This window comes from Sporosarcina sp. AD_1 (assembly GCF_057373025.1).
This window is the reverse complement of sequence record NZ_JBPVIR010000001.1, coordinates 646,680-652,800: the sequence shown is the minus strand read 5'-3', so window position 1 is coordinate 652,800 and position 6,121 is coordinate 646,680. Positions and strand designations below refer to the sequence as shown.

The following is a 6,121-nucleotide window of genomic DNA, read 5'->3' as shown; positions in this document are numbered from 1 at the left end:
TATACGAGTGGTTCGCGGGCGTATTCGAGCGCTCAGCCGGATAAACGAGTGGTTCGCGGGCGTATTCGAGCGCTCAACCAGATATACGAGTGGTTCGCGGGCATATACGAGCGCTCGGCCAGCTATACGAGTGGTTCGTGGACGTATTCGAGCGCTCAACCGGATATACGAGTGGTTCGCGGACATAATCGAGCGGTTCTCCCGAAATTTCCTGGCTAGCAGCCAACGAAAAATCATCCTACTTACCTCTCGCAAGCATAACCATCCTTATCCCGATCCATCTTCGCCTGATAAGCTGGGTGTCCTTGAGGGACACCGCTCGGGTATTTCTTGCGAAGTTCTGTACAGTTTTGGAACCATTCGCTTCCGCCTGTGCTGCTCGTGCTTGGTGTGGCAGCCGGTTTGCTCGTTGCGGCGGGTGCAGCTGGTTTCTTGGCAGGTGGATTGCTTGGTTTTGTTGTGGCGACTGCGTCGCTGTTGAATCCGGAGTCGGTCGCGTAGTTTTCAACGGACCAGATGCCGAGGCCTTTTTTCTTGGCTGCTGCTTGTGCTTCTTCAAATGGCGTAAGGTAGCGGGTGTTTGGCGGGTAGACGTACGCTACACGTGCTAAGCCTTCTGCGAGCAATGTTTTCTGGACGCTTTTTCCGTCTACGTATACGTAGGCCAGCAGACGGTCGTATTTGTCGTATCGTTCACCGATATCGAATTCTATTGTGAGCTTACCGCTATTGACCAATTGCCGGTTGCGTTCTTTCGCTTCTTCGCCAAATGGCTGCTTGCCTAGACGCGGGTGATTTGTTTCCGGCGTGTCGATCAATAGATAGCGAATATTGATTTCCTCTCCGTTATAGCGCACCTTGATCGTGTCCCCGTCCACTGTCTTCACGAGTGTGACGGGGATTTTTTCTGTTGTCCCTGCGGTATCCGTCTTTTTTACAGGTGCTGGTTTGCTTGTGGTAGCCGGTTTCTTTTCGGTCGCGGTTCCTCCTGCAACTGGGACTTTCTTGTCGCTTTCCGGCTTTTTTTCCTCTGTCGGTTTTTCGGATGTCACCTGATCTGGAGCTGTCTCCTTCGGTGATTCCTTTTCAACTTGCGGCGTCTCGGATTTTTCTGCCGATTCGTCATCGAATGAACCGACACATCCTGTTAATGCAACCGCTACTCCTATAATTACTATTGCCGGCGCTGTTTTTGTTTTCCGTCCGGCCTCTTTTTGCTTCTTTATGAGTGCGAATCCCCAAATGGCAACTGCTACACCGAGAAAGAATGCGGGGAATTTAAATAACAAGCCAATGAACAAGAGTACTGCTAAAACTGTTAAACAACCTTTCAAAATTCCGTCCTCCAGTAAAGAAATTAATAGATTTACAAAGTCTTTTCCTAAATCCGCCTATCATTATAGCAAGAAAACATATTAGAATGAGACAAGAGATAGAAAAATATCTCTGGTATTTTCAGGGAAGCGCCTTTATTAATTCGCTCGCTAAAATAATTCGCAAGTCGAAAATAAACTATATCAACCTGCTATATTTTCCTTTATAATTAAAATAATCTAAACATTTCATCTGTCACTGGGGGATTTCAAATGGACTACTTATACAACCCGTACTCGACAATTCGCCATGCGGCTTTCGCCCGAAAAGGGATGGTCGCGACGTCGCAGCCACTTGCCGCGCAAGCAGGAATCGAGATTATGCAAAAAGGCGGGAATGCGATAGATGCCGCAATTGCGACTGCGGCGGCGTTGACTGTAGTGGAGCCGACTTCAAATGGAATTGGGGGAGACGCCTTTGCACTAGTTTGGATGAAAGATGAATTGCATGGCCTTAATGCATCCGGTCCTGCACCTGAAAGACTGACACTGGAAGCAATGAAAGAAGCGGGGTATGGAAAGATTCCAACATACGGATTCACACCTATTACGGTGCCTGGCGTACCGAAAGCGTGGGCCGAGCTGGCAAAACGTTTTGGAAACCTTCCTCTTATCGAATCGCTTGCTCCGGCCATTCGTTATGCGGAGGAAGGTTACCCGCTCACGCCGATTCTCGGCAAATACTGGCGCATAGCTTACAACAAATTCAAGGCGCAGGATTCCGATGAATTTAACGATTGGTTCAAAACATTTGCCCCTGATGGGCATCCGCCTGCGACAGGGGACTTGTGGAAGTCGCCCGGGCATGCGAAGACACTTCGATTGATTGGTGAAACAGATGCCGATGCCTTCTATACTGGCGAATTGGCGGATGCAATCGATGCTCATGTTGCGGGCCATAACGGCTATTTGCGAAAATCCGATCTCGCAAAGTATGAAGTGGAGTGGGTTAAACCGATATCGACAAACTACAGAGGGTACGATGTGTGGGAGATTCCTCCGAGCGGCCAGGGTGTTGTGACACTGATGGCACTCAATATTTTTTCTGAATTAAGCCCGGCTGTTCCAAATACCGTGAAAACACTACATGAACAGATTGAGGCGATGAAGCTGGCATTCGTTGACGGGAAGGCGTTCATAACGGAAGAAAGGGATATGCCCGTTGACGTGGAGCATTTATTATCAACCGAGTACGCAAAAAAGCGTGCGCAGCTCATTACGGACCGCGCGGCAGTGCCCGAGCCATATGATTTGCCGAAAAGTGGTACGGTTTACTTGGCTACAGCGGATGAAGAGGGGAATATGGTGTCGTTCATCCAGTCGAATTATATGGGATTCGGTTCCGGCATTGTTGTGCCAGGAACGGGCATCGCGCTGCAGAACCGGGGTGTCGACTTCTCGCTGGATCCGAGCCATCCAAATGTGCTGAAGCCAGGCAAACGTTCGTTCAATACGATCATCCCTGGATTTTTAACGAAAAATGGACAGGCAATCGGTCCATTCGGGATCATGGGCGGTTTCATGCAGCCGCAAGGGCATTTTCAAGTCGTGATCAACACGATCGACTATGAACTGAATCCGCAAGCGACGCTCGACGCACCTCGCTGGCAGTGGATTGAAGGAAATAAAGTCCATGTCGAACCGAATTTTCCGAACCATTTGGCGCAGGCGCTTACCCGCCTTGGCCATGAGATTGTACCGACGCTAGACAACGGTTCGTTCGGGCGTGGCCAAATCATTTGGCGAAATCCGGAGACAGGCGTGCTCGCAGGCGGAACGGAATCGAGGACGGACGGGACGATTGCGGTTTGGTGAATAAAAAAAGAAAACGCCAGGACATCGTTGTCACTGACGCTTTTCTCTTACACTGTAAAACGTTCGATTGCTATATTCAGCTCTTCACTCAATTCCGTCAAGGTGACGGCTGAATCTGTCACTGTTTGAATGGCTCGCAACTGTTCGTCTGTTGAAGCGCTCACTTCTTCACAGGCTGCGGCAGTTTCTTCGGCTGTCGCTGCCATTGTTTGAATCGTTTGTGCCACTTCGTCTTTCAACAGGGCAACTCGCTCAATTTCGTTTAAAACGGAATGGATAGAGGTCTGCATCGTTTCCATGAGGCTTGAGAGATGATTGAATGTCAACTCGGTCTCTTGGACGACGCCTCCCTGTTGTTTGAATGCGGCGATTGTTTCTTGTAATTGTCTGGACGTGCTTTGTGAACCGTCCACCAGTCCTTGAATCACATTTTTCACTTCGTCTGTGGCCTTTGAAGATTGTTCAGCCAGCTTGCGGACTTCTTCTGCTACAACGGCAAACCCTTTTCCGTGTTCACCAGCCCTTGCCGCTTCAATGCTGGCGTTGAGGGCGAGGAGGTTCGTTTGGGTTGAAATGTCTGTAATTGTATCTATAATGCCGCCAATTGCTTCTACTTTGACATTCAGTTCTTTGAATCCCTCGACCATTGCACGTAACTGGTCCGCGGATAATGTAAAGGAATTGTTCAAATCAATCATTTGAACTTGTCCATTTTCATTCATTGATTTCGTCTGATCGGCGATTTGAGACATCATTTCTGCCTTCTTAATAATTTCATTGATTTGCATCCCAAGACCTTCCGCCCGTTCCGCCACCATCTCAGAGTCTTCGGCTGATTTTGCCGCGCCTCCTGCGATTTCGGACACTGCATGGGCCACTTCCGCACTGGATGCACTTGTTTCCTCAGCTACTGCACTTAGATTTTCGGAACTGGACCGGACGTTTCCAGCGGTGGAACGGACAACCGAGATGATGGAATTCATCTGATCAATCATTGTGTTAAAGTTAGCACTGAGTTCACCAATTTCATCTCTTGTTTGACTCTCAGACCTTACAGTCAAGTCACCCTTTGCCACTGTATCCATTAACGTGCGTAATAGGCCGATCGGTTTTGTCATCCGCTGTACCGTGAAAAATAGTGCGGACAATATGATGGCTAATGTGATGGCCGCGATGATGAGCATCGAATTGCGCAAGGATGTCGCCAGTCCGTATACTTCACTTTCTTTATAAACTGCACCTACTTTCCACCCGAACACAGGCATTGTCGTATAGACGTTAATCTGCTGCACGCCTTTTTCATCAGTGAAACGAGTTACACCAGCTTCTTTTTCATAGAGTGCTTGAACGTCAGGAAGATCCTTTAGATTCTCACCGGCTTTGGTCGGATGAGAAATGGCGGTCCCGGTTTGATCATACAGCACGGGGTAGCCTCCATAGCCAAGATCAACACTTGAAAGTTCCTCTTGGACAGCGCCCAGTTGGATGTCAAGAGCTGCAACGCCAACCAACTTGTCTTGGAGAACAACCGCTTTCGAGGCGGTAATGACAAAATTTCCTGAGGCTTTGTCCAAGTAAGGCTCAGACCAATGAATTGTTTGCGGAGAAGCAGCGGCTTCTTGATACCACGATCTGGTAGTTGGATCAAAGCCGTCACCGAGATCACTGTGGGGAACGATTGTCAGATCCTTTTCAGTTGATGCGAAATACACAGCAGACGCGCCGTGATAGGAAGTCAGAAATTGAGAAAATGCATGTTCCATCGTTGCGGATTCATCGTTATGTAGTACGTCTGCTGAATTCGCAAGGAAGTCCAATCCCTTTTCATATTGCAATAAATAATTGGTGATGCCATAGCCCATTTCTTCCACAATGGGCGAACTAGACTGGATCATGTTAACAGATGATTGCTTCTTCGCTTGGTCATTCGTCATAAAAGTCATGAGGAAGATGCCCAAAATAAATAGTAGAGCAACAGTAAAAGTAATTTTCATTTTAATGGATTTGAACATAGGACAATCCCTTTCTAAAAGTAGGTACTCTATTATTTCGTCATCCCATGATCAAGTTTGAATAGTTATAGGAGTTGTAAAATATACCATTTTGAAATGCCCTCTACAGTGCTGATATGCGAGCAAGTCAACATATACTCATGTAAAAAGGATTGGAGTTGATTCACAAATGAAACCACTAATAGGAATCACGACGGATCTGACAGAAGGGCCAAAACAATTTCTTCATGATGCGTACATACATGCCATTATTCAAGCAGGGGGGGTGCCGCTTCTCGTTCCAGCAGGGATTGGACAGGATGTGAAGCGAATTGAGGAAGCACTGGACGGGTTAGTGCTGTCAGGAGGGGATGATGTAGATCCTTATTTGTTTGATGAAGAACCACACGAGAATCTCGGCAAGGTAACGCCTGAACGCGATGAGATGGAAATGGCTCTAGCACGGCAGTTTCTGAATGAAGACAAGCCGATTTTAGGGATTTGCAGAGGGATGCAGCTATTGAATATCGTCTGCGGAGGAACCGTCTATCAAGATTTAACAGCCCAGCATGCGGGGCCATTGATCCAGCATAAACAATGTGCTGCCAAAAGCCATGCTTCTCACTCTGTTACGCTTACAAAGGATAGTATATTGCACCAACTTGCCGCGAGGAATGAAATACGTGTGAATTCATTTCATCATCAGGCTGTCTGCAATGTGGCTAGCCCTTTTGTGATAACGGGTCAGTCAAAAGATGGAGTGATTGAGGCAATGGAGAGTGCAAAGCACCAGTTTGTCCTCGGTGTTCAATGGCATCCAGAAGAGTTACATGCATCTGGAGACCCAGTTTCCCAGCGTATATTTGAAGTTTTTATTAAAAAGTGTTCAAATCTGTAAAGAATTCCAGTGAATTAGTTCAACTATCCTAATAATTAGTCGAT

The 6,121-nt window shown here is 47.4% G+C and carries 5 protein-coding genes; 3 read left to right on the top strand and 2 right to left on the bottom strand.

The genetic code is table 11. From position 1 onward, the window contains the following. Positions 1 to 219 (top strand): hypothetical protein (locus ACSW3C_RS03205; protein ID WP_486560851.1); only part of this gene is annotated, 219 nt, incomplete at its 5' end. Between the two features lie 23 nt (positions 220 to 242). Here the strand turns inward: ACSW3C_RS03205 and ACSW3C_RS03200 are convergent. Beyond that, positions 243 to 1,334: a thermonuclease family protein gene (locus tag ACSW3C_RS03200; protein ID WP_486560850.1), complete on the bottom strand. Its 1,092-nt coding sequence runs from the start codon at positions 1,332 to 1,334 to the stop codon at positions 243 to 245. A 252-nt stretch (positions 1,335 to 1,586) separates the two neighbouring features. Between ACSW3C_RS03200 and ACSW3C_RS03195 the strand changes: the two genes are divergently transcribed. After that, on the top strand, positions 1,587 to 3,188 hold the full coding sequence (locus ACSW3C_RS03195; protein ID WP_486560849.1) for a gamma-glutamyltransferase family protein: 1,602 nt from the start codon (positions 1,587 to 1,589) through the stop codon (positions 3,186 to 3,188). 47 nt (positions 3,189 to 3,235) lie between these two features. Here the strand turns inward: ACSW3C_RS03195 and ACSW3C_RS03190 are convergent, their stop codons facing one another. Next, positions 3,236 to 5,200: a methyl-accepting chemotaxis protein gene (locus tag ACSW3C_RS03190; protein ID WP_486560848.1), complete on the bottom strand. Its 1,965-nt coding sequence runs from the start codon at positions 5,198 to 5,200 to the stop codon at positions 3,236 to 3,238. Positions 5,201 to 5,369: 169 nt separating this feature from the next. On the opposite strand from ACSW3C_RS03190, the gene ACSW3C_RS03185 reads away from it, so the two are divergent. Beyond that, positions 5,370 to 6,077, top strand: a complete 708-nt coding sequence (locus ACSW3C_RS03185; protein ID WP_486560847.1) for a gamma-glutamyl-gamma-aminobutyrate hydrolase family protein — start codon at positions 5,370 to 5,372, stop codon at positions 6,075 to 6,077. Positions 6,078 to 6,121 lie beyond the last annotated feature (44 nt).

What these genes read in the sequence shown, in the direction of transcription:
- ACSW3C_RS03195 (WP_486560849.1), top strand. Translation starts at nt 1,587, where the DNA reads ATGGACTACTTATACAACCCGTACTCGACAATTCGCCATGCGGCTTTC.
- ACSW3C_RS03190 (WP_486560848.1), bottom strand. Translation starts at nt 5,200, where the DNA reads ATGTTCAAATCCATTAAAATGAAAATTACTTTTACTGTTGCTCTACTA.
- ACSW3C_RS03185 (WP_486560847.1), top strand. Translation starts at nt 5,370, where the DNA reads ATGAAACCACTAATAGGAATCACGACGGATCTGACAGAAGGGCCAAAA.